Below are 25797 nucleotides of genomic sequence, written 5' to 3'. Positions count from 1 at the left end.
TTTATATTTTAAAGATAATTATTTTACGTATGTATCAAATATTGACCAAATTATAAAAAAATAGTAAACTAATTTTGTAAACTAGGTAAACGATAAAAGTTTACAAAATGGAGAGGTAAGTTATGAAAAACAAAATAAGGGAATTAAAAGATAAAATTTTAAGTGGACAAGATATTAATTTAGAAGAAGCTTTAGAAGTAATAAATATAGAAGAGGAAAATAAAGAAGCTTTAGAGGAACTTTTTATTGGTGCTAATGAAATAAGGAAAAAGTTTAATGGAGATATAGTAGATCTTTGTACAATTATGAATGTAAAAAGTGGAAGATGTAGTGAAGATTGCAAGTATTGTGCTCAGTCAATTCATTATAAAACAGGAATAGATGAATTTTCATTATTAGATGAAGAGGAAGTTTTAAAGGAAGCTAAAATTAATGAAGGGGAAGGAGCAAATAAGTTTTCTTTAGTTTCAAGTGGTAGAGGAATAATCAATGAAAGTGAATTTGAAAAATTGCTTAAAATATATAAAAGGTTAAAAAAAGAAACCAAACTTCATTTGTGTGCATCTCATGGAATTATTACATATGAGCAGGCAGTAAAGTTAAAAGAAGCTGGTGTTGAAATGTATCATCACAATATAGAGAGTTGCGAGAATTTTTACAAAAATATATGTAGCACACATAGTTATGAAGATAGAATAAATACTATTAAAAATGTAAAAAAGGCAGGTCTTAAGATATGTTCAGGAGGAATTTTAGGTCTTGGAGAAAGTAGAGAAGAAAGAGTTAAGATGGCTTTTGAACTAAAAGAATTAGATGTAAATTCAATTCCTTTAAATATATTAACACCTATTAAGGGAACACCTTTTGAAAATAATGAAAAGGAAAATCCAATTGAACTTATAAAAACTATGGCTGTGTTTAGATATATAAATCCAAAGATAGTAATAAGATATGCAGGCGGTAGAATGCAATTAAAGGAAAATCAAAGATTAGGATTAAAAGCAGGTATAAATGGAGCTCTTACAGGAAATTTTTTAACAACTATAGGAAGCACTATTGAGAGTGATAAGAAAATGATAGAAAGTGAAAATTTAAAAATTATAGAAAATATTTAGATTAGGAAGTGTTTAAATGAAATCATTATTTATTGTTGGAACTGATACTGATGTTGGAAAGACTTTTATAAATGGATTATTTACATATAAGTTAAAGGATTCTAATGTAATTTCTTACAAGCCTGTACAAAGTGGGTGTATGGAAAATGGTAAGTTTTATATTTGTGATGTAGAGTTTGTAAATAAACTTTGTAAATTTAATGATGAAAAGAAAAAAGATATGAACACTTATGCGTTAGGTGAAGCTGTATCACCACATTTAGCAGCTGAAATGGACGATGTAAAAATATGTAAAGAAAAAATTATTAAAGAATATGGTAAGTTGAAAAATAAATATGATTATGTAGTAGTTGAAGGGGCTGGAGGGTGTATAGTTCCAATAATTAGAGATGAATATTATATGTGTGATTTAATAAGAGATTTAAATATTTCAGTTGTGGTAGTTGCAAGTACAAAAGTAGGTTCAATTAATCATACATTACTTACTATAGAATATTTAAAATCTAAAAATATAAAAATCAATGGTATTGTGTTTAATGGATATTCAAATAATTTTTATGAAGATGATAATATAAAAATCATATTAAAAAATAGCAAAATAGATAATTATCTAGTTGTAGATAAATTAGAAAGTTTAGATATAGATGATATAAAAGTATATTTTGATAAAATTCAAAAACAAGATATAGAAAAGTTTTTTTAGGAGTGAATAATATGAATGAATTACAAAAGAAAGATTTAGAATATATATGGCATCCATGTTCTCAAATGAAGGACTATGAAAAATTGCCACCTATTGTTATAAAAAATGGAAAAGGTGTTTACTTAGAAGATGTAGATGGAAATAAGTATATAGATGCTGTTTCATCATGGTGGGTAAATTTATTTGGACATAGTAATGATAGAATAAATAAAGCATTATATAATCAAGCTAGTACACTTGAACATGTTATTTTTGCAGGGTTTAGCCACGAAAAAGCAATAGAATTATGTGAGAGAATTATAAAAGTTGCACCAAAGGGAATGAAAAAGGTTTTGTTTGGTGACAATGGTTCATCAGCAGTGGAAATAGCATTAAAGTTAAGTTTTCAATATCATATGCAAGTTGGTAAAAAGAAAAAGACTAAGTTTATAGCAATTAGTGATGCATATCATGGTGAAACTATGGGAGCATTATCAGTTGGTGGTGTTGATTTATTTAGTTCTATGTACAAGCCATTATTAATAGAGACAATAAAAGTTAATGGACCAGATTGTTACAGGTGTCCATACAATAAAAATAGAGAAACTTGTAATGCTGAATGTTTTGAAAGTATGGAAAAAGCTATTAAAGAAAACCATGAAGAAATTACAGCTGTAATAATAGAGCCAATGATTCAAGGTGCTGCTGGCATGAAGATGTATTCACCAAATTATTTGAAAAAGTTAAAAAAGTTATGTGATGAATATGATATAAATTTAATTGCTGATGAAATTGCAGTTGGTTTTGGACGAACTGGAAAAATGTTTGCCTGTGAACATGCAGGTATTTCACCAGATATAATGACTGTATCAAAAGGTCTTACAGCAGGATATATGCCAATGTCATTAGTTTTAACTGCAGATAAAATATATGATGCTTTTTATGATGATTATGAAACAATGAAAGCATTTTTACATAGCCATAGTTATTCAGGAAATCCATTAGGTTGTGCTGTAGCAGTAGAAACTTTAAAGATATTTGAAGAAGAAAATATTTTAGATACAATAGATAAAAAATCTAAGTATTTAAAAGAAAAAATAGAAAGCACATTGTTAGATATAGAATATGTAGGTGACTATAGACAACTTGGAATGATTGGTGCTATAGAACTTGTTAAAAATAAAGAAACTAAAGAAGCTTTCCCATGGCAAGATAGAATAGGATATAAAATTTATCAGCTTGCACTAAAAAAAGGCGTGCTTCTAAGACCACTTGGAAATGTTATATATTTTATGCCACCATACATAATAACAAAAGAAGAAATAGACATAGTTGTAGATACTGCAAGAGAATGTATAGAAGAATACTTTAGTAATAATAAATAATTTTTAGGGTTCATTTAGTTTTAAAATTAGATGAACCCTTGTTTTCTACCAACCTAAAAGGTCTTTTTCAAGTTGTTCAAAGTCATATTTTCGTTGTTCAAAGTTATTGAAGCTGTCTTTTTCCTTTTTGTATAATTTATTTTCAAAGTTATCTATAGTAGGTTTTTGTGTTTTGTTTTTCCAGTTTTTAAGAATGCCTTCTACGTAGTTAAGGTTTAAAACATTATTCTTAACAGCTTCAGTCATGGCATTTTTCAAAGTTTCATCACCATAGTTTTTTGATAGTGAGTCAATTATAGATTTAGTAACATTAGTTAAAGGAGAAAAACCACAATCATTATAATAACTATAAAGTTCATTTTCACAAGTATCAGTATTTAAATCCTTAGAGGTATTGTAATTAAAATCCATATCTAAATTACAATTATTAGTATTTAAGTTGTTATTATTATTAACTCTATTTATAGAGTTAATATCTAAATCTTTAGATTTAGATAAATTATAAAATAACGAAGTTATTTTATTTAATATATTAAATATATATTTAGCTAAGGACTTTAATCCAAGGAGGGACGTGAAAAAATCCTTAGCTTTGGATAAAAAATCTATACCTATGGATGTGTTTTCATCATCATATGAAAATAAATCCAATACAGAAAAGTCGTCAATTGGGCTAGTTGTTTTAGACGTAAGAATAGCATTTAGGATATTTTTAAAGTCTTTTTCTTTAGAATTTTTAGCATCACAATTAGATGTAGCAGTTTTTGGGCTACATTCTGTTTTAGTTTTTTCTTTAACATTTATAAAAATATTATGAAATTCATTGCTCAAGGCATAAAAGGAGTATGTACCTCCAGATTTTAAAGTTTTATGTTTTAGAATGTTAGCTTTGCAAAGTTTTTTTAGTTTTCTATAAAGTGTATCCTTTTTTATATTAAGTATAGGAAATGTATTTATAACATCACTATAATTTAGCCAATAGTATTTTTCATTATCAATAACCTTACAAATAAACTCATCATTATCAATTCCCTTTTTAAAATAATCTAAAATAAGTAAGTCATCTAGTGACAATCCCATCTCTTTGCAATAAACTTGATTAATGTTTGAAATTGAAAACATAATAAAACCCCCTAAAAGTAATTTAAAAGCTACTGCTTCAATCTCTATATAGGTAAAAAAAGCAAAAAACAACAAAATGAAAATGGGAATTTTCAAAAAGTTTACAATTACATGTAAAAAGTACATAAATTTAAAAGATACTTAACTTTATTTTGTAATATAGGGTTCCAAGTTCAAATTTAAAGTAATGTATTTCTCAAATGATAGTATTTAGCTTACAGTTTATTCTGATATCATGGGTGAAACCAACTAAGAACTAAGAGTGAAAAGTGAATAGTTATGGTGAATATTACTCGCTTCGCTTTTAATATCTAAAAATAGAAATATAAAAAAACTAGTTTTTTTTATATGTTTTAACTAATTTGCTAATCAAATTATCATAAAATTTGATTTAAAAAATTGATACTCCAGTTTTATCCTTCATTGTTAATTTTGTATAACACTTCAAATTACTTTTTCTCAACTGAAACATGAATAATGTTAGTAAAAAAACAGGAATTATTTAAATCGTTATTTATAAAAATTTCAAAGAAACTCTAATTAATTTGCTATTTTATTTCCAATATTAAACGGCTATTAGTAAATTAAATTAAGAGTAAATTTAATAAGCAAGAAATTTTAAATAGACAATGTTTTTGAAAAGAATATAATTGCAATTGAAGAAATAAATTTGAATTAAAGATTATTTTCTTTAGATAATTAAAAAATAATTTGAAAAATATTTAAGAAGTAATTATGGGGAAAAATTCATTTAACTAATAAATTGAAATAAATAATTAATAGTAACTTACGTTACCGAAATAATATATACGTTAATTTATAATAAGTTCATGAAGTGATTCAGTATTTCCACGGAAATATTTTAAAAAGAAAATTTATTAAGTTAATGAACAATTAATTATATATTATTAGGAGGAAGTAAGTTATGAGTATGTTTTGTTATCAATGTCAAGAAACAGCAGGATGTAAGGGTTGTACTATAAAAGGAGTTTGTGGAAAGGATGATACATTAGCTAAGTTACAAGATTTATTAGTTTATGTAGTTAAGGGAATAGCAGTAGTTAATGAAAGAGCAAATGCTGTTAATGTTAATGATAAAGAAGTAGACAAGTTTATAATAGAGTCATTATTTGCAACTATAACTAATGCAAATTGGGATAAGAAATTCTTTATTAATAAAGTATCAGAAGGATTAAGATTAAGAGAAGGATTAAAGGAAAAGGTTAAATCAAATAACGGTGATTTAGAAAATTTAGCTGAAGCTGCAATTTGGTATAGTGAAGATGAAACTGAAATGATGGCAAAGTCAGAAAAAGTAGGCGTTTTATCAACTGAAAATGAAGATATAAGATCTTTAAGAGAGATGATTACTTATGGTATTAAGGGGTTATGTGCTTATATGAAGCATGCTAATCATTTAGGATATGATAATGATGAAATAAGTAGATTTATGGACAGAGCTTTAGCATCTACTGTAAATGATGATTTAACAATAGATGAACTTATTGGAATTACATTAGAAACTGGAAAGTTTGGCGTTGATGGTATGGCTTTATTAGATAAAGCAAATACTGAAAGCTATGGTAATCCAGAAGTTACAAAAGTAAATATTGGAGTTAAATCTAACCCAGGAATATTAATTAGTGGACATGATTTAAAAGATATAGAAGCATTATTAAAGCAAACAGAGGGCACAGGAGTAGATGTGTATACACATAGTGAAATGTTACCAGCACATTACTATCCAAAATTAAAGAAATACTCAAACTTAGTTGGTAACTATGGAAATGCATGGTGGAAACAAGATGAAGAGTTTGAAAAGTTTAATGGACCTATATTAATGACAACAAATTGCTTAGTAATGCCAAAAGAGTCTTACAAAGATAGAGTTTACACAACTGGTGTTGTAGGTCATGAAGATTTAAAACATATTAAAGCAGATAAAAATGGAGTTAAAGATTTTAGCGAAATTATTGAACATGCAAAAAGATGTAAAGCACCAACAGAAATAGAAAATGGTGAAATAATAGGTGGATTTGCACATGAGCAAGTATTTAGTTTAGCAGATAAAGTTGTAGAAGCTGTAAAAACTGGAGCAATTAAAAAATTCTTTGTAATGGCAGGTTGTGATGGAAGAGCTAAATCAAGAAATTACTATACAGAGTTTGCAGAGAGATTACCAAAAGATACAGTAATTTTAACTGCTGGATGTGCAAAATATAAATATAATAAATTAAATCTTGGAGATATAAATGGAATACCTAGAGTTTTAGATGCAGGACAATGTAACGATTCATATTCACTTGCATTAATTGCATTAAAATTAAAAGAGGTATTCGAGTTAAATGATATAAATGAATTACCAATATGCTATAACATTGCATGGTATGAGCAAAAAGCTGTTATTGTATTATTAGCATTATTACATTTAGGAGTTAAGAATATTCATTTAGGACCAACACTTCCAGCATTCTTATCACCAAATGTTGCTAACGTTTTAATTGAAACTTTTGGAATAGCAGGAATAACAACTGTAGATGAAGATATGAAAATCTTCTTAGGAGAATAATTAAAAATTAAAAAATAATTTTTATAATCAATAAAACAAGCTTTATTAGATTTAATAATAAAGCTTGTTTTATATTTTATAGGAATATAAGTTGAAAAATGAAATTATTCAAATATCAAATGAGAATAATGTTATTCCAAGAAACAGGAATTATTTAAAACGTTATTCATAAAAATTTCAGCTTGGAACCCTATAATAGGCTTTCATAGCATTTCTATAATAATTTTGATACAATATAAAATGGAAAATATGAAATAAATATAAAGAAATGGTATGAGGTGTATTTATGAAAAAACAATTAATTTTAATTTTATGCTTAAGTTTTATGCTTGTTTTTGTTGGATGTAGCAAGGATAATAGCAATAAAAATGGTATAAAAACTAATAAGGAAAAAAATAATGTTACTGAAAGTAAGAAAATAAAAGAAAATAATAAGGAAAAAAATTCTTTAAATAATAAACAAAAAGATAGTAAAAATACTATTGAAGCAAGTGATAATAAGGAAAATGAAGAACAGAAAAAAGATTCCAATGATGAAAAAATTGATAATACAAATTCAAATGAAGTAACTTCTAACGAAAATAATGATATAAAAAAAGAAAATGAAAAAAATTATATGGGAAAATGGCAAATTGATAAATATATTTTTGCTGGAATTGGAATATATAGCGAAGATGATGTTAAAGCTTTTATAGGTAAAACAGTGGAATTTACTAATGAAAATGCTAATTATTTTCAAGAAAAACGTGCTAATGAAATGAAAGTTTTAAAAAATCCAATTTATAAGGAAAATCAAATGAGTGTAGAAGAATATTTAAATGGATATAAACTTTCTAATGATGTAGTTGGATTAAATGGAAATACTGTTAACCAAATTCAGATTACAGATGAAAATGGAAATAGTGTTTTATCATTAGTAAAAGATGATAATAGACTATTTATACATTTACCTGGAGTTTTCTTAGAACTTAAAAAGGTTATATAAATGTGTATAAACTAAAATATTAAATTTAAACCTGATATTAGAATAAGGGGTGATGTATATAGATACAATTATCTTATTTGTACTATGTATATTTTTTATAATAGCTAGTATGATAGTATTTTATTTAATATTTAAACATACAACTTTAAATAAAACTAGAAAAATCTTAATAACTTTAAATTCAATTTTTTTAATTTTTAATGTTATAGTTTTATTTATATTTATTATACTATGTATAATATCTTATTATTTTATTGGTTAATGAATGAATTTAAAATATTTAAATATATAAAAGCAATTAAAGTGTTATACAAAATTAACAATTAACGATGAACAATTAACAATGAAGGATAAAACTGAAGTCTCAGTTTTTTAAAATCAATTTTTATAATGATTTGCAAAGCAAATTATTTAAACACAATATAAAAACGTAGTTTTTAGGTATTTCTATTTTAAATATTAAAAGTGAAGCGAGTAATATTCACCATAACTATTCACTTTTCACTCTTAGTTCTTAATTGGTTTTAACCATGATAGCAGAATAAACTATAAGCTTAAAAGAATCATTTGATAAAAAGATTACTTTAAATTTCAGCTTGTAACCTATAGAAAAGGCTATATAAGAATAAATTTGTAAAAATTAATTCTTATATAGCCAATTTTTATATTAGTATTTTTTTATAATTTCATCAATTATTTTAGGTTTATTAGAAAAGTCATTTATAAAGAGTTTATCATTTTTTCTATTTAACATAGAAAGTTTTTTTAAATATCTTAAATAGTAATCTTGAGTAGATTTTTTAATCATCAGTATATTCCTCCTTGCAATTATCTGGCATTTTTTTATAATAATTTTGAAAAAAATGATAGTTATATTCAGGTTTAAAGTAATGTTTTCGTTTTATCCAAATGAATCCATCACATTTAGATATAACGGCAACATCAACGGGACCACCAACAGTAGAAGATTTCTCATCTACTGCAACCTGACGTTTAAATGAAGTTAAATTAACTAGGGATTCAGCCATGGAAGATAAATCATCTATAGGAAGATAGCGTATTGCTTTTAGTACAGGGACTAAATATTCCTTTTGAGAATGTTTCATTATATCATCTAAGACTTTTTCCCAACGTAAATTTAATTCAGTTTTAATACATTTTTTATCATCTTCTTTTAATATGTCTTTATCTAAATTATCTATAAAGCCTAATATATATTTGTCGAAGGAGTTTTGTATTATATTTAAATAGTCTAAACTAATTCCTCTTAAAAAAGTATTAACTATATCAACTTGAGCAAATGGAATTATACATTGATCCATTTCTAGTGTTACATTTTCATAAATATCAACTTTATATTTTAAAAAGTTTTTTATAAATCCAGAAATTTTATAACAAACAAGAGATGGAAAATTATCTTTATCTCCAAATCCAGATATAACAACACCAGTATAATTACCTAAAAATATATCTTTTTGAAATATTAAGTTGCAAGTTGAAATAAGCTTATCTAAATGTTCATTATCCATAATATCAGTTCCAACTAACTCGCCAATGTATTTTTTGCATAGGTCGGAATAGGTTGATTCTATGCTGCAAGTTAGATTTTCAGGAACATCATCTAAATCTTTAGCATTATATATTTTATCAAAATATAAATCTATAATATTATTAGCTATTTTTGAAACTTCATCATGGTTAAGCTTTCTATCAAGTTTTTCTGCTAAATTAAAATATTCATCTTCAATTTTTTTGCTTATTTCATTTATTAAAGGCAAAACCATTTGAATATAATATTTTTTTTCATAAGTTTCAAATTTGTACTCATTTTCTTTCAATTTATTTATAAAGTTATCTCCATATTCAATAAGGTAATCTTTTTTTGAATCACCAAGATGACAACGATAATTTTTTATTATTATATCCCAAGGAATTCCCATAAACTCTGCATTATTGTAAATCATGATACCAAGAGGTTCATATTTGGATAACATAAATAGTTTATTTGCAGTATTATAAAATTTTGTTCTATCTCCTATAGTAACAGCACTATCAGCAGCTAGAGCTATGGCTCGTTTATTCATAATAGCTATTTCGGCGGTCATAACATCACCCCTTAAGCCTATAATTCTATTATTAATATATTAAAATCTTTTATGTTTTATATTATGAAGAAAGTCGTTTTAATGTCAATGTAAAATAAAAAAATAGTAAAAATATACTTTTTAACAAAATATTAAATATTTCTAAATGGTAAAAATTTTCTTTTAATGGAGGGTTTATAACTACATTCACAGAATAAAATAGTAATAAAGACTAAGGTAGGGTGGTATTTTTATGGTGAGTTTGAATAGTTTTAAAATGGATAATATAAATAACAAATGTGCAAAATTCAATAATTTAATAAGTATGAACGAAGTGTTTTGGTGTAATGATAAATATAATGATGATTATAAAAATCTAGAAATTAGTTTAGAAGAGATTTTAGATGCTGAAAGAAGGTTTGAAAGATTTGCACCATTTATAGAAGAAGCTTTTCCAGAAACTAAAAATAGCAAAGGAATAATAGAATCTACTCTTATAAAAATAGATAAAATGAAGAGTAAGCTAGAGGAGCTATATGAAGTTAAAATTAAAGGTGAATTATACTGTAAATGTGATAATAATTTGCCTATATCTGGTTCTATAAAAGCTAGAGGTGGAATTTATGAAGTTTTAAAATATGCAGAAAGCTTAGTTTTGGAAAGAAATATGATTAGTATTGAGGATAATTATAAAAAACTTAATAATGATGAGTTTAAGAAATTTTTTTCAAAGTTTAGTATTGTAGTAGCATCTACAGGAAATTTAGGATTAAGTATTGGCATTATTTCTAAAAAGTTTGGATTTAATGTAAGAGTTCATATGTCTAAGGATGCAAAGAAGTGGAAAAAAGATTTACTAAGAAATATCGGAGCTAAAGTTGTAGAACATGATGGTGATTATAGCACTACAGTAAGGTTTGCAAGAAATGAATTTAAAAAGCATAAAAATAGTCATTTCGTAGATGATGAAAATTCTAGAGATTTATTTTTAGGATATTCAGTAGCTGCATTAAGGTTGAAAAATCAATTAGAAGAAAAAAATATAAAAGTAGATAGCAATCATCCATTGTTTGTATATTTACCTTGTGGTGTAGGGGGAGCACCAGGTGGAATAACTTTCGGATTAAAAAGAATATTTAAGGAAAATGTGCATTGCTTTTTTGCAGAACCAACTCATTCACCTTGTATGCTTTTAGGATTTATGACTGGAATGCATGATAAAGTGAATGTAAAAAGATATGGCATAGACAATATAACAGATGCAGATGGATTAGCAGTAGGAAAGCCATCTGGATTTGTAGGAAAGATTTTAGAAAAAGAAATAAGTGGAATTTATACTGTAGATGATTCGCAATTATATAAGTTATTATTTTATGCAAATGAAGTAGAAGAATTAAGGTTAGAACCTTCAGCATTAACTGGTTTTATAGGTCCAATAAAATTAAATCAATCACCAGAAGGAAATAAATATATAAATGCAAGAAATCTTACTAATATTATGGAAAGTAGTACGCATATTGTTTGGGCAACAGGAGGAAATATGGTTCCAGAAAATATAATGAATGATTATCTTACTAAAGGATATAATATTGCTAAAAATTTATAAAGTTTATAAGGAAACAATTTAAAAAATGAAATTATTTTTATTTCAGTTGAGAATTCTAATTAATTTAATGGAAAATTGAAAGTGAATGTAAAAATTGGACTTCCAATTTTAAATAATGATTTTTTATTAAATTTACTAAGCAAATTAATTGAAAACAATATAAAAACGTAGTTTTTAAGCATTTCTATTTTTAGATATTAAAAGCGAAGTGAGTAATATCAACTATAACTTTTCACTTTTCACTCTTAACTCTTACTTGGTTCCAAATATAAAAATAGAAATAAACTGTAAGCTTAATAATATCATTTGAGAAAGATGTTATTTAAAATTTGAACTTGGATACTCTTAATAGTGAGACTAGCTCGGAATCATTTTATAATAAGTATTTCTTTTGAAAGCAATATATTTACAACTGAAAAAATAGTTTTGAATTCGAGCTTGTTTCCCTATATAATACCCTATATAGGAATCCAAGTTGAAACTTTAAGTTATTGATGTTTAAGTTTAGAATTGTAATTCTAAATTTTAAATAATGATTTTTTATTAAATTTGCGCAGCAAATTAATTGAAAACAATATAAAAACGTAGTTTTTAAGTATTTCTATTTTAAAATATTAGGAACAAAGTGAGTAATATCAACCATAACTTTTCACTATTCACTCTTACTTCTTACTTGGTTCCAAATATAAAAATAGGAATAAACTGTAATGCTAATAGTATCATTTCACAAATATATTATTTTTGATTTGAAATTGGAACCATATAATAAAGTTTTGGAGGTAAAGATGTTAGAAGAGTTAAAGACTTTTATAGCTGTTGTAGAATATGAAAATTTTACAAAGGCAGGTGAAAGTATAAATTTATCGCAACCAAGTGTAAGTGTACATATAAAAAATTTAGAAGAGTATTTTAATGCTAAGCTTATAACACGATCTATAAAGCAAAAGAGTATATCTATAACAGAAGATGGATATTTACTTTACAAAAGAGCAAAAGAAATATTAAAGCTTATAGATAATACTAAAGATGAACTTAAAAATATATCTAAAACTGTGAAGGGACATTTAAAGGTAGGAGCAAGTTTTACTATAGGTGAGTATTTTTTGCCAACATTTTTAGCTCAGTTTTCAAAAGAATATCCTGAAGTTGAATTTGAAGTTATAATAGAGAATACTGCAAATATTTGTGAAAAAATAAAGAGTATGAAGCTCGATATAGGTTTAATTGAAGGGGTAGCTCCTTCAGTAGATTTTAAACAAAAATATTTTTTAGAAGATAGAATGGTAATAATGACATCATTTAATCATGAACTTACTAAACAAAAATTTTCTTATGACAATTTACAAAAACAAAACTGGATAGCAAGAGAGCGTGGTTCAGGAACTAGAGAGTATTTAGACATGTTTTTAACCACTAAAGAAATAACACCTAAAAGTATGATGGTTTTAGGTAGTAATTGTGCAATAAAAGAAGCTGTAAAAAACAATTTAGGAATAACATTAATATCTAATTATGTTACAGAAGATGGTGTTAAAAATGATGAACTTTCTGTAGTAGAATTAGATGGTGAATATAAGAGACATTTTTCGTATATATTACCAAGGGATATAATGAAATCAAGAGCAACAGAAGTTTTTATAGAAAAATTAATAGCATATTCAGAAAAGAAAAAAGCTAAATAGAAAAGTAGGTGTATAACAGGAATACACCTACTTTTTTATATCAATTCATAACTATTTAATTAAAGCTTAGCCATAAAATGATATAAAAAAGATTGTTAAAAAAATAATTATATTTAAGTATAAATTTCACAGTTTTATTGGCATTTATTGTGAAAAAATATTAACAAAATTGCGAAAATAAGATAATGTATTAACAAATATGAATTTAAGGTGTATTATATAAATAAATTAATTTTGAAATGGGAAAAATTTTTTCGAATAGATTGATAAAAAATTAACAAATTGTATATGCATATATAATTTTAGTATTTTAGAAAGAGAGAGATGGATATGTCAATAAAATCTAGAAAAGTAGCTATAGTAGGAACTGGATTAGTAGGTTCTAGTTGTGCTTATGCTTTAATTAATCAATGTGTATGTGAAGAAGTTATAATGATAGATATAAATAAAGATAGAGCTAAAAGTGAGGCATTAGATTTAATGCATGCTGTAGAATATATGTCACTAAGAACAAAAGTTAGAGTAGGATCTTATGAAGATTGTAAAGATGTGGATGCTGTAGTTATAACAGCGGGACCTGCTCCAAAAGAAGGACAAACAAGGCTAGATACTTTAGATGTAAGTGCAAAAATTTGCAAGTCTATAGTTAATCCTATAATTAATAGTGGATTTAATGGATTTTTTATAGTTGCATCTAATCCAGTAGATATAATTTCATATTATATATGGAAGCTATCAGGATTCTCTAAAAATAAAGTAATTGGTACAGGAACAGCTCTAGATACTGCTAGACTTAAGTCTATTATTTCAGAAAAATTAGGAGGAATAGACACAAGATCTATACAAGCATTTGCATTAGGTGAACATGGAGATTCACAAATGGTTCCATGGTCAAGAGTAACAGTTGCAGGTGAATCTTTCTTTAAATTTACAGAGAGTAAAAAGAAATTTACAGAAGAAGAGTTAGAAGGAATTGTAGAAGAAACTGCTAAAGCTGGTTGGGAGATAATAAATGGAAAAGGTAGCACTTATTATGGAATAGGTTCAACTGTAGTTGGAATATTAAAATCTATATTCCATGATGAGAAAAAAGTTATTCCAGTATCTACATTAATAGAAGGTGAATATGAGGTTGAGGATATATACATGGGTGTACCAAGTATAATAGGAAAAGATGGTGTAGAAAGAATTATTGAACTAGAAATGGAAGAGAATGAAAAGAAAAAACTTAAAAACTCTGAAAGTGTTATAAAAGAATATATAAGTAAATTAAAATATTAAATTAGAGGCTATAGATATGGAATTTATCTATAGCCTCTATTATTTATATAAAAATATAATAAAATTTAATTTGAATTGCAATTCAAATAATTATACAATTATGTATTTAAATTACAAATAGTATTTTGTCTTTTATTAGTAAAAACAATAATTATAGTAAAAATATGTTGAACAATGTAAAATGGTTCATGGATTACAAGAAATAGGAGGTAATATTAATGAAGAAGAATTTAATTGAATTTATAAATGTATGTGCATGATGTGATACACTTACACCCTTCGTTGAAGAGTTAGGAAAAAAATATAAAGATCATGTAGACGTTAAAATATATAAAGCGGGAAAAGACTTCGATTATATAAGAAAATATGGAATGTTTAATAAAAGTGTTTTAATAGTAGATGAAAAAAAAGTTATAGATAATGTTAATAAATCTACTGTTGAAAAAACTTTTATGAGTATTGTGGGGAATATTTAATGATTATTTTAGAATTTTTAAAAGATTTATTTTGGTCATCATTGACTATTTTAAATGGAGCATCAGTATGGCTAGTTTTTAGTTTTGTACTAGCGGGTTTTCTACATGAAATCTTATCACCAGAAAAATTTCAAAAAATTTTAGGAAATAAAAAGATAAGTTCATTAATAAAAAGCACTATATCAGGAATGCTTTTACCAATTTGTAGTTGTGGAGTAATTCCATTAGGTATAAGCATGTATTATTCAGGTGCTTATCTTGGACCGACATTAGCATTTATGACATCAACACCAATGATAAATCCAGTAGCAGTTATATTATGTTATGGACTTTTAGGAAAAGAAATTACAATAATTTATGTTATAACAGGATTTTTAGCTCCTATTATAATTGGAATTATAGGAAATACCTTTGGAGGTAATGAGCTAAAAGCTCCAGGAATTGAAGAAGAAATAGAAAGAAGAGTTTTAGTGAAAGATGAAAAAACTTTTTTAGAAAAAATAAAAATAGGTATGAGTTGGTCATTAAATGATCTAGCCTTAGTTGTAAGTAAGTATGTTATTTTAGGTATGGTACTAGCATCTATTATATTTAATGTAGTTCCACAAGAATTTATACAAAAATATTTAGGAGAACCAACTGTTATATCTTTAGGTGGAGTTACTATTTTAGCGGCATTTATGTATGTATGTGCAGTAGGACATATACCGTTTATAGCAGCATTAGTTGCAAGTGGTGCAGCACCAGGAATTGCAATAACATTCTTAATGGCAGGAGCTGCAACAAATTTACCAGAACTTATAAGTCTTTATAAAATAATAGGAAAAAGAACTGCAATTATATATTCTACTGTAGTTGTTGGAATTTCATTAATTGTTGGGTATATAACAAATATTATGCTTATGCCAAACTTTACACCAGTATTAAATTTTGATGGAGTAAATAATTCTATAACTACTGCAAATAAATTTATGTTTATAGCCCCAATGTGGCTAAAATATTTATGTTCTCTTATAATATTTCTATTTGCATTAAAATCATTTTATAAAAGTTTTAATAAGTTTTTAATTAATAGAAGAACAGTTAAAAATAATTAAGTTAATGGAGCAAAGATGATATTTATGAAAAAGTTTTTAGGAATATTTATAATAATATTCACAATATTTTTACTTGGATGTGAAGGACAAGCAGAAAAAGAAAATGAAGTTCTTTCAAAATATAATGAAAATAAACTTTTAAAAGTTTTTAAGAATGAATTTCCAGAAAGAAAAGTAATTTTATGTGAAGCTGCTGATTTGACAAATGATAATATTGAAGATTTAATTGTAATTTTTAAAGAAGAAAAGGAAACTAGAATGGTTGTTTTAGTTGATAGTGGAGATGGCGTTAAGTACACAAATATTGTACCAGCACCAATAGAAGATCAAAGTATTAAACTTAAAAATATAGACAATAAAGATGAAATGGAGTTTATAGTATCTGGTTCAAAAAGAGGAAATATAGGATATGCAATTTTTAGAATTGAAAATATGAAAATTGTAGATTTATTTGGAGAAGGTATGGATTCCTGTTGTTAATGTAGATAAACAATGTATGAAATGTTTAGATTTAAATTTAATATATGAAAAATAAATTAATAATAAGGAGAAGGATTTTATGAGTAAAAAGGTTAGAAGATTATTAGCTGTGCTTTGCATAGTTGGAGTTACAACTGGGTTAGTAGGTTGTGGAAGTGGTAATGATAAAAATAATAATTCTAAGGCGGTTCAGAGTAGTTCAGCATCAGAAACAGAAGTAATTCAGTCAATAAAGGATATGAAACTTCCTAAATTAGAGGATGATTACACTGTTAAATTAGGATATTATAACTGCGATCATATGACTGCAGCATGTATAGGAAAAGATGCAGGAATATATGAAGCATTAGGATTAAATGTTGAAGTAACTGGTAATGGTAAAGTTCCACAAGCTATGTCAGCAGGTCAAATGGATGCAGGATACATATCATTCCAAAATGTAACTCGTGGAATAAATAAAGGAACACCTATAACAATAGCAGCAAATAATCATGATGGAGGTTCATATTATTTAGTTGTATCTAATGATGTAAAAGAGCCAAAAGATTTAATTGGACAAAAATTAGGTATAGGAACAGAGCCTGAAAAAAGTTGGTCATGGAGACAAATGGCTAAAGAAATGAATATTCCTGTAGAAGGTAAAAATTATGAAGGTATAAATTTTGATAGTGATCAAAATGCATACATGGCACTAAAAACAGGACAAATAAAAGGATATACAGCATGTGATCCATGGGGCTCCATGGCTGAATATGAAAAAACAGGAAAGATAATGAAAATATTTGATAGTGTTGATGGTGAGACTACAATATGTTGTGTTTTTGCACTAAATACTAACTTTATGAAGGAACATGAAGAAGTTGCAAAAAGATTAGTTTTAGCACATACAAAATCTATTGAATATTTATATACACATCCAATAGAATCAGCAGAAATATTTGCAAAGAATTATTCAGTACCAAAAGAAGTAGCACTATTAACAGTATATAAAAAGACTGTTGAAGAAGGTAGAACTATAACTTGGAAAGTTAATGAAAGTGCTGTAGATAAGAGATTAAAGGAAAATGTAGAGCATGGGGATTACGAAAATGTAGACAAAAAAGCGTTAATAGATAATTCATTATTAAAAGAATGTGGAGCAGATGAATTTGATACGTTTATAAAAGAAAAAGTAGACAAGATATTCCCAGTAGGAATGAGCTATGATGATTGGATGGCAAAGGCAAAAGAAATTGAAGGTAAAAATTAGATTTATATTACTTATAATAATTATTTTGAGCATAGGTTTTATTCTATGCTCAAAATTTAATAGTAAGGACAATATTAGAAAAGCTCTAAAAATAGGTGTAACAGACGGAATACCACAAGTAATAATGTCTAAAGTGGCAAAAGAGTATGGGGAAGATAATATAGAATTGGAAAGTATAGAAATGTATACTTTTCAAGATTGTTGAGGCAATAGTACACAATTAGCGCTGAGTTCAGACGCTATAGATTTAGCAATAATATGTTCTTCTAAAGCTAATGAATTTGTAAAAAGTGATAATAGATTTGAAATAGTATCACCTGTAATTCAAAATTCTAATTTAGTTGTTATGAAAAATGAAAAGATTAAAAAAATAGGAGTATCAGAAGGTCGTAGTTATGAAAAAGATATTGCTAAAAAAATGTTTAAAGAAACATTTGAAATTGTAGAATTACCAAGTAAGTCACTTCCATATGCTATGGAAAAAGGTGATGTTGGGGGAATTGTTATAGATTATCTTAAATCTTTAGAGGTAATTGGAGAAAGAAAAATTATAGACATAGGTGAAGACTATAATACTTTTTCTATAATAGTAAAAAAGGAAATTAAAGATAAAGAAGAATTTAAAAGATTTATAAGTGCTTATGATAGTACTATAGATTTTTTACAAAAAGAAGATAACTTTCTACAATCAATAAGTGAAAATCGGAAAAAAGATTATGTGAATGAGAGGAGGAGAAAAGAATGGAAGATGCTAAATATGAAAATGTTAAAGCTAAAAGAATAAAGTTTTCAGGAAACAGTAAAAAAGAAATTATATATAAAGTTACTATATTAGCATTTTTGATAATTATATGGGAAATCTATGCCACATCAAAAAACAATGCATTAATAATGCCTAAGGCTAGTGATACTATAAAGCAGTTTTTTTTATGTGTAACAGATATGGAAGTTATATTAAATATAACTATAACTTTAGGGCGTGTGTTAAAGGGATTTTTATGGGCTATGGTTATAGGTGTACCATTAGGTTTTGTAATGGGAATATCAGAATTTGCTAATAAACTTATAGGTGGACTTGTAGATTCTATAAGACAAATACCTGTAATGGCATGGGTTCCACTTACAATTGTATGGTTTGGTATAGGTGATGGTCCAACTATATTTTTAATTGCATTTACAGGTGTATTTCCAGTAATACTAAATACAATACAAGGCGTAAGAGGAATTTCAAAGGATTATTATAATGCAGCAAAATCTATGGGTGCAAGTAAGCTAAGTATACTTAAAGATATAATAGTACCAGCAACTCTTCCTGATATATTAACAGGAGCAAGAATTGCAATAAGTAGTGGATGGATGTCTGTAATTTGAGCGGAGTTTATAGCAACAAGCCAAGGTCTTGGCTTTTTAATGGTAAATTCTCAAACAATGATGCAAACAGATAGATTGATTGCACTTATGATATTTGCAGCTATAGTAGGCTTTGTTATTGATAGATTATTGAATCTATTAAATAAATATCTTTCTAGATGGAGGACTAACGAACAATGAAGATAAAAATAGATAATGTAAGTAAATCATTTAGAAATAATAAAAAGGTAAATGAAGTTTTAAAAAATATAAGTTTTGAAGTGAATGAAGGCGAATTTGTATCTTTATTAGGACCATCAGGATGTGGTAAAACTACACTTTTAACTATTATATCAGGTTTCAAGAAAGCTGATAGTGGAAATATATTTGTAGAAAATAAGAAAGTTGATGGACCAGGCGTTGATAGAGGTTTTATATTTCAGAACTATGCGTTATTCCCATGGATGACTGTAGAGAAAAATATATTATATCCTATGAAACAGCAGAAAGTACCTAAAGAAGATAGAGAAAAAAGGCTAAAAGAATTATTAAGCATATCTAAATTAGAAGGAAAAGAAAAATTATATCCAAGCCAATTATCTGGTGGAATGAAACAAAGAACTGCAGTGATAAGAGCACTTGCATGTAAACCAGAAGTTTTATTACTTGATGAGCCATTAGGTGCTGTTGATTTTCAAATGAGAAAAATATTACAAGAAGAATTAGAAAATATATTTTTAAAGGATAAAATAACAGCAATAATGGTTACTCATGATGTGGATGAAGCTGTTTATATGAGTGATAGAGTTATAGTAATGTCAACGGATAAAGGAAAAATAATAGAAGATTTAAAAATTGATTTGCCTAGACCAAGAGATAGAGAATGTGAAATCTATAATAAATATAAAGAAAATTTAACAAAAGTATTAACTACAGCTCTAGGATATGAAGAAGTTGCAGCTACAAAAGAAGATTAATAGATAGAGGTAAAGGATGAACGAAATAGCTAAAAAATTAGAAGTAAAAAATAAATGTGACCAATACAGTAATATAGAAAATAAAATTAGAAAAGAGATAATGAATTTTATTATTAATAATAAAAGAGCATTTAATATAGAAGATGATTTAGAAGCTCTTAAAGAAATTCAAGACTTAGATTTATTAAATCATATAAATAATTTAATAAAAGAAAATGGAATAGTAGTAGATGAAAATAAAAATGTAATATTTGCGTATCCAGTTTCAGCAGTTGCAACAAATCATCATGTGAAATTGAATGATGGAAGAGAGTTTTATGCTATGTGTGCAATTGATGCTATGGGATGTGCATTTACATTTCACCAAGATGTATTAGTAAAATCTAAATGTAGTAATACTTCAGAAGATGTATATGTAAAAATTACAAATGGAGAGATTAGTGAGTATTATCCTAAGACATTACATGCATTGCATGTAGATTTAAATAAACATACTGATTGGGGAACTACTTGTTGAAATATCATGAATTTCTTCTGTACGGAGAAAGATTTTGATATTTGGACAAGTAATATGAATATAAATATTGATAATATTTTTAAGTTGCATGTTACAGATGCAATAGAAGTGTCTAGAGAATTATTTGATTTTAGATAAATATTTTAAATGAATAAGGAGAGAGATTTATGATGAAGGTTGCTTATGTGATTAGTTCACAAAACACAAGAACAATATTAAATGATATGATTATTCCACAAATGGAACAAGGAATTCATGGTGCAGAAGTTATGGGTATGTTTTTTCTTTTCGATAATACATATATGTTAGAGAAAGATAGTGAAATAGGAAAAAAACTTCAAAAGCTTCACGATGAAAAAGGGTTAATATTATTAGCTTGTGATAAATGCGCAATTGAAAGAAATATTGATGAAAAATTAATAGAGGGAGCAGCGATAGGTTGTTTTCCAATACTTTATGCAACTTTAGAGTCAGCAGGGGTAGAACAAATAATAACATTATAATATTAAAAAATTCAAACTAGAAAATTAGTTTGAATTTTTATTTCAATTAATTATTCAAATGAATCAATGTTACTTATTTGAATAATTAATAATAATAGATAAATTGTTATAAATAATATAGCATTAAAAGTATAAGAAAAAGGAATTTTTATACTTTTAATTTTTTATAAAAAATTAATTTATACATAGTGAAATTTTAAAGGAGTTTTGGAGGATAATATGAGCGACTTTCCAAGTATTTTTAATGAGTTTAGTGAAGCAAGAAAAAATGGTTTTATAAAAGTTAAAGACTTAAAAGAACAAGGTAAGAAAGTAGTAGGAGTATTTTGTACATATACACCTTGTGAAATAATTTATGCATCAGGTGCAGTTCCAGTAAGTCTTTGTGGAATGAGTGAAGAACCAATTCCAGATGCAGAGAGGGATTTGCCTAAAAATTTATGTCCTTTAATAAAATCAAGTTATGGTTTTGCATTAACTGAGAAGTGTCCATATACATATTTTTCAGATTTATTAGTTGGAGAAACTACTTGTGATGGTAAAAAGAAAATGTATGAGTATTTAGGAAAGATAAAACCTATGCATGTAATGCAGTTACCACAAGCACAAGATAGAGAACATGGATTAAAAGTTTGGAAAAATGAAATGATTTTCTTAAAAGAAAAGTTAGAAAAAGAATTTGATGTAACAATTAGTGATGAAGATTTAAGAAAAGCTATAAAATTAAAAAATGAAGAAAGACTTTTACTTCAAGAATTTTATTCATTAGGAAAATTAGTGCCACCAGCAATTAGTGGTTATGAAATGTATAAAGTTTTAGAAGGTACAGGCTTTAGTTTCGATAAAAAAGAGCAAAATAATAATATAAGAAGAATGATAGATGACTTAAAAGCTGATTATGAGAAAAATGGAACTAAAGTTGATAAGAATGCAAAAAGAATTTTAGTTACAGGTTGTCCAATGGGGGGAACTGTAGATAAAGTTGTTAAAACAATAGAAGAAAATGGTGGCGTAGTTGTATGCTATGAAAACTGTGGTGGAGTTAAAGAAAAGGCAATGCTAGTTGATGAAAGTAAAGATCCAATGGAAGCTTTAGCAGAAAAATATTTAAGTATACCTTGTTCTGTAATGGCACCAAATGACGGAAGAATGGAACTTTTAAATACTCTTATAGATGAATATAAAATCGAGGGAGTAGTAGATTTAACACTTCAAGCTTGTCATACTTACAATATAGAAACAAAAAGAGTTAGAGATTTTGTTATAAATGAAAAAGCTATTCCATATATGAGCTTGGAAACAGATTATTCAAAAGCTGACATAGGTCAAATAAAAACTAGAATAAGTGCATTTATTGAAATGCTGTAGTTTTCATAACTAAAGTTAAAAAGGGAGTAAAGCAATGTATTATATAGGTATTGATATAGGTTCTACAGCAACAAAAGTTGCAATATTTGATGAAGATAATTTACAAGATACTATACTTATGAAAACTGGATGGAGTAGCAAGGAAACGGCAAATGAAATAGAAGAATTATTAGAGTCAAAGGGAATTATGAAAGAAAATCGAAAAGTAGTTGCCACAGGTTATGGTAGAGTTTCAGTTCCTTATGCAGATAAATCTATAACAGAAATTACTTGCCATGGTAAGGGTGCGCATTATCTTATGAATGGTGATGCTACAGTAATTGACATAGGTGGACAAGACACTAAAGTTATATCATTACAAAATGGAATGATAAGTAATTTTTTAATGAATGACAAGTGTTCTGCAGGAACAGGAAGATTTCTAGAGATTATGGCAAATGTTTTAGGGGTAGATATAAAAGAACTTTGTGATTTAGCCGAAAATGGAAGTGGAGTTACTATAAGCTCTATGTGTACTGTTTTTGCTGAATCAGAAGTTATAAGTCTTATAGGAAGTGGAGAAGCAAAAGAAAATATAGCTTTTGCAGTTATAGATTCTATAGTAAGCAAAGTAGCTTCACTTTGTAATAAATTTTCAAGTGAAAATAAATACTATCTTACTGGGGGATTAAGTAAAGCTCCATATATAGTTAAAAGCTTAGGTGAAAAATTAAATGCAAAAGTAGAAACACATGAACTTGCACATTATGCAGGTGCTATAGGTGCAGGAATTTCAGCAAAAAATATAAAATAAGCTATTAATCTATATTTTAAGAATTGACAATGGACAGTTAAGGTGAAAATTGGATTTTAAATGCTTATAGGAATCCAAGTTGAAACTTTAAGTTATTCATGTTTCAGTTGAGAAAGAGAAGTTTAAAATGTTATACAAAATTAACAATTAACGATGAACAATTAACAATGAAGGATAAAACTGAAGTATCAGTTTTAAAAATCAATTTTTATGATAATTTGCTAAGCAAATTAGTTAAAACATATAAAAAACTAGTTTTTTATATTTCTATTTTTAGATATTAAAAGCGAAGTGATTAATATCAACCATCATTGTTAATTGCTAACTGTTAATTGTTAATTGGTTCCAAACATGATAATAGAATAAACTATAAGATTAGTACTATCATTTGAGAAATACATTACTTTAAATTTGGAACCCTATATATAGAGTATAATCAGAATATTTATGAAATTTATATTGCCATATAAAAATAAAAATTGTTTTTATATGGGAGTACAAATAAGAAAAGTACTTCTTTTTATACTATTTTTATATGGTATAACGATTTCTATTTCGTCCGTATTTAAAAAAAGACTATATTATAGTCTTTTTTTTGTTGAATTTACTGAATATAAATACTATTTAAATTGTGAATGATTACATAAGTTACTATAGTTAATTTTTATAGTAATTGATATAAAATGTTAATTTTGTGATAATGAACAAGGAAAAGAGGCAAGTATTTAATTGTATAAATAAGGGGGACAAAAATGAAAAAGAGAAAAATAGTAGCATTAGTTTTAGCGGCATTAATACCAGCAACTATGTTAATTGGATGTGGAGCTAACAATAATGCAAAAGATTCTGAAAAAACAGTAACAACTGAATCGGGAAAAGTGAAAGATAAAATAGTTTATGCACTTACAAGTTCACCAACAGGAGTTTTTAATCCATTATTGAGTGATACATCTTATGATGATTCAGTTATAGCTCTTACATATTCATCACTACTTGAGTTTGATGAAAATTTAAATCCTGAGCCAGGTTTAGCTGAAAGTTATGAAATATCTAAGGATAATTTAAGCATAACATTTAAATTAAGAGATAATTTAAAATGGCATGATGGTGAAGCAATAACAGCAGATGATATTATATTTACATTTACTACAATTGCAAATAAAGATTATCCAGGTTCAAGATTTGGAAATGTTGAAAAAGTAGTTGGTGCAAAAGATTATCATGAAGGAAAAGCTGATAGTATAAAAGGTTTAGAAAAAATAGATGATAAAACTATAAAAGTTACATTTGAAGAAACATATGCACCTGCACTTTCTATAATAGGGGGTACAGGAATAGTTCCTAAACATATATGGGAAGGTGTGCCTGTTGCTACTTGGAAAGAAAAGAAAGATTTATTAAGTAAGCCAGTTGGATCTGGTCCATATAAAGTTGTAACTTTTAATGAAGGACAAGATGTTCAATTAGAGGGATTTGATGAGTACTATGGTGGAAAGCCAAAGACTAATAAATTCATATTTAAAGTTACAAATGAAGATACAGCACAAATTGAGCTATTAAATGGAACTGTTGATATAGTTGATGTTTCTAATTTAAAAAATCAAGATTTAGATGAAATAAAAGCTAAGGATAAAAGTATAATATCGTATCCTAATAGTATGTTCCAATACATGGGATTTAATTTGAGAGAAGAAAAATTTAAAGATAAGAATTTAAGAAAAGCATTTATGTATGCTATTGATAGAAAAACAATGGTTGATAAGCTTCTAGAAGGTCGTGGAACAATTGTAAACACACCAATGCTTACTACAAGCTGGGCATATCCAGATGAAAAAACTTTAAATGGTTATGATTACAATGTAGAAGAAGCAAAAAAACTAATAAAAGAAGCTGGTTATGAAGATAAAAATGGAAATGGAATTGTTGAAGATAAAAGTGGAAAAGAATTAAAAGCTACTTTATATTATCCTACTGGAAATAAATTAAGAGAGCAAACAGCACCTATAATTAAAGAAAGTCTTAAAAAGATAGGTGTTGATATAGAACTTGAAAGTATGGAATTCCAAGCACTTATGGAAAAGGTAGTTGCAAATCATGAATTTGATTTATATTTAATGGCTAATACTCCAGGGTCAGAGCCAAATCCAATGGCATTTTGGCACTCAACTTCTTCATCAGATGAAAAAGGAAATTCTGCATGGAATATTTCAGCATTTAAAAATAAAGAGGCAGATAAACTTATAGAAGATGGATTAAAAACTTTTGACACAGAAGAGCGTAAAAAGATCTATGGTGAATTTGCAAAGATAATGAATGATGAGTTACCTTGGGTATATTTATATGATCAAGATGTAACAAAAGCAACTAATTCAAAATTAAAAAATTATAAACCAATAGCACATGGAGATTTTATAGACGTAGAAAATTGGTATATAGAAGAATAAAAATAGAAAAGGTGATTTTAAAAATCACCTTT

At 26.5% G+C, this 25797-nt stretch carries 25 protein-coding genes; 22 read left to right on the top strand and 3 right to left on the bottom strand.

Features of this window, described 5'->3' with window-relative positions:
* Positions 1-122: 122 nt before the first annotated feature.
* Genes bioB through bioA form a run of 3 tightly spaced genes read left to right on the top strand, consistent with a single transcriptional unit; the run spans position 123 to position 3182 of the window.
* Complete coding sequence (gene bioB, locus BN346_RS08130) at positions 123-1115, top strand: biotin synthase BioB (RefSeq protein WP_040327761.1); 993 nt, start codon at positions 123-125, stop codon at positions 1113-1115.
* Between the two features lie 16 nt (positions 1116-1131).
* Positions 1132-1818 (top strand): dethiobiotin synthase, encoded by a 687-nt coding sequence (gene bioD, locus BN346_RS08125; protein ID WP_051540179.1) that lies wholly within the window; start codon positions 1132-1134, stop codon positions 1816-1818.
* Positions 1819-1829: 11 nt separating this feature from the next.
* On the top strand, positions 1830-3182 hold the full coding sequence (gene bioA, locus BN346_RS08120) for an adenosylmethionine--8-amino-7-oxononanoate transaminase (protein ID WP_040327760.1): 1353 nt from the start codon (positions 1830-1832) through the stop codon (positions 3180-3182).
* A gap of 45 nt (positions 3183-3227) precedes the next feature.
* On the opposite strand, the gene BN346_RS08115 is transcribed toward bioA, so the two are convergent.
* A complete protein-coding gene (locus BN346_RS08115) occupies positions 3228-4304 on the bottom strand; it encodes a DnaD domain protein (RefSeq protein ID WP_040327758.1) in 1077 nt (358 codons plus the stop codon).
* A 925-nt stretch (positions 4305-5229) separates the two neighbouring features.
* On the opposite strand from BN346_RS08115, the gene hcp reads away from it, so the two are divergent.
* Positions 5230-6873 carry a hydroxylamine reductase gene (hcp, locus tag BN346_RS08110; protein WP_040327756.1) on the top strand — a complete coding sequence of 548 codons (1644 nt, stop codon included), beginning with the start codon at positions 5230-5232 and terminating at the stop codon, positions 6871-6873.
* A 286-nt stretch (positions 6874-7159) separates the two neighbouring features.
* Positions 7160-7858 carry a hypothetical protein gene (locus BN346_RS08105; RefSeq protein ID WP_040327755.1) on the top strand — a complete coding sequence of 233 codons (699 nt, stop codon included), beginning with the start codon at positions 7160-7162 and terminating at the stop codon, positions 7856-7858.
* A gap of 667 nt (positions 7859-8525) precedes the next feature.
* On the opposite strand, the gene BN346_RS21595 is transcribed toward BN346_RS08105, so the two are convergent.
* Both BN346_RS21595 and BN346_RS08095 read right to left on the bottom strand, forming a co-directional pair.
* Positions 8526-8666, bottom strand: a complete 141-nt coding sequence (locus tag BN346_RS21595) for a hypothetical protein (RefSeq protein ID WP_158644468.1) — start codon at positions 8664-8666, stop codon at positions 8526-8528.
* Positions 8659-9963 carry a hypothetical protein gene (locus tag BN346_RS08095; protein WP_040327753.1) on the bottom strand — a complete coding sequence of 435 codons (1305 nt, stop codon included), beginning with the start codon at positions 9961-9963 and terminating at the stop codon, positions 8659-8661. Before BN346_RS08095 ends, BN346_RS21595 begins: the two co-directional genes overlap by 8 nt.
* Before the next feature lie 232 nt (positions 9964-10195).
* Between BN346_RS08095 and BN346_RS08090 the strand changes: the two genes are divergently transcribed.
* The 17 genes from BN346_RS08090 (at position 10196) to BN346_RS08015 (ending at position 25765) form a co-directional block, all read left to right on the top strand.
* Positions 10196-11548: a D-serine ammonia-lyase gene (locus BN346_RS08090; protein ID WP_040327752.1), complete on the top strand. Its 1353-nt coding sequence runs from the start codon at positions 10196-10198 to the stop codon at positions 11546-11548.
* A 785-nt stretch (positions 11549-12333) separates the two neighbouring features.
* Positions 12334-13230, top strand: a complete 897-nt coding sequence (locus tag BN346_RS08085; protein ID WP_040327750.1) for a LysR substrate-binding domain-containing protein — start codon at positions 12334-12336, stop codon at positions 13228-13230.
* A gap of 330 nt (positions 13231-13560) precedes the next feature.
* Positions 13561-14511: an L-lactate dehydrogenase gene (locus BN346_RS08080; protein WP_040327748.1), complete on the top strand. Its 951-nt coding sequence runs from the start codon at positions 13561-13563 to the stop codon at positions 14509-14511.
* Positions 14512-14729: 218 nt separating this feature from the next.
* Positions 14730-14987, top strand: coding sequence for a thioredoxin-like (seleno)protein SaoT (saoT, locus tag BN346_RS21840; protein ID WP_242838409.1), 258 nt, complete (start codon positions 14730-14732; stop codon positions 14985-14987).
* A complete protein-coding gene (saoE, locus tag BN346_RS08075; RefSeq protein WP_040327746.1) occupies positions 14987-16084 on the top strand; it encodes an efflux transporter SaoE in 1098 nt (365 codons plus the stop codon). Before saoT ends, saoE begins: the two co-directional genes overlap by 1 nt.
* 24 nt (positions 16085-16108) lie before the next feature.
* A complete protein-coding gene (gene saoC, locus BN346_RS08070) occupies positions 16109-16564 on the top strand; it encodes a Cys-Cys-COOH (seleno)protein SaoC (protein WP_040328033.1) in 456 nt (151 codons plus the stop codon).
* A gap of 79 nt (positions 16565-16643) precedes the next feature.
* Positions 16644-17813, top strand: coding sequence for an ABC transporter substrate-binding subunit SaoX (gene saoX / locus BN346_RS08065; protein WP_040327744.1), 1170 nt, complete (start codon positions 16644-16646; stop codon positions 17811-17813).
* Between the two features lie 25 nt (positions 17814-17838).
* Positions 17839-18018: a hypothetical protein gene (locus BN346_RS08060; RefSeq protein ID WP_158644467.1), complete on the top strand. Its 180-nt coding sequence runs from the start codon at positions 17839-17841 to the stop codon at positions 18016-18018.
* 21 nt (positions 18019-18039) lie between these two features.
* The gene (gene saoB / locus BN346_RS08055) at positions 18040-18597 is read left to right on the top strand and encodes an ABC transporter substrate-binding (seleno)protein SaoB (protein WP_341350018.1); all 558 of its coding nucleotides are present in this window, start codon (positions 18040-18042) and stop codon (positions 18595-18597) included.
* Positions 18555-19364 carry an ABC transporter permease subunit SaoP gene (gene saoP / locus BN346_RS08050; RefSeq protein ID WP_242838408.1) on the top strand — a complete coding sequence of 270 codons (810 nt, stop codon included), beginning with the start codon at positions 18555-18557 and terminating at the stop codon, positions 19362-19364. The genes saoB and saoP overlap by 43 nt, the downstream gene beginning before the upstream one ends.
* Positions 19361-20140 carry an ABC transporter ATP-binding protein SaoA gene (gene saoA / locus BN346_RS08040; protein WP_040327736.1) on the top strand — a complete coding sequence of 260 codons (780 nt, stop codon included), beginning with the start codon at positions 19361-19363 and terminating at the stop codon, positions 20138-20140. Before saoP ends, saoA begins: the two co-directional genes overlap by 4 nt.
* A 16-nt stretch (positions 20141-20156) precedes the next feature.
* Positions 20157-20795, top strand: a complete 639-nt coding sequence (saoL, locus tag BN346_RS08035; protein ID WP_238493465.1) for a MerB-like organometallic lyase SaoL — start codon at positions 20157-20159, stop codon at positions 20793-20795.
* Between the two features lie 29 nt (positions 20796-20824).
* Entirely contained in the window at positions 20825-21160 is a 336-nt protein-coding gene (gene saoD / locus BN346_RS08030; protein ID WP_242838407.1) for a DsrE-related protein SaoD, read from the top strand.
* 219 nt (positions 21161-21379) lie between these two features.
* Positions 21380-22528 (top strand): double-cubane-cluster-containing anaerobic reductase, encoded by a 1149-nt coding sequence (locus BN346_RS08025; protein WP_040327734.1) that lies wholly within the window; start codon positions 21380-21382, stop codon positions 22526-22528.
* Between the two features lie 34 nt (positions 22529-22562).
* Positions 22563-23321, top strand: coding sequence for an acyl-CoA dehydratase activase (locus BN346_RS08020; protein ID WP_040327732.1), 759 nt, complete (start codon positions 22563-22565; stop codon positions 23319-23321).
* Positions 23322-23428: 107 nt separating this feature from the next.
* On the top strand, positions 23429-23605 hold the full coding sequence (locus BN346_RS21590) for a hypothetical protein (RefSeq protein WP_158644466.1): 177 nt from the start codon (positions 23429-23431) through the stop codon (positions 23603-23605).
* A 468-nt stretch (positions 23606-24073) separates the two neighbouring features.
* Entirely contained in the window at positions 24074-25765 is a 1692-nt protein-coding gene (locus BN346_RS08015) for a peptide-binding protein (RefSeq protein ID WP_040327730.1), read from the top strand.
* The last annotated feature ends 32 nt before the right edge of the window (positions 25766-25797 follow it).

Origin of the sequence: Clostridium ihumii AP5 (assembly GCF_000612845.1) — a bacterium.
Lineage (GTDB): Bacteria > Bacillota > Clostridia > Clostridiales > Clostridiaceae > Clostridium_J > Clostridium_J ihumii.
This window is presented reverse-complemented; position numbering and strand designations above follow the sequence as displayed.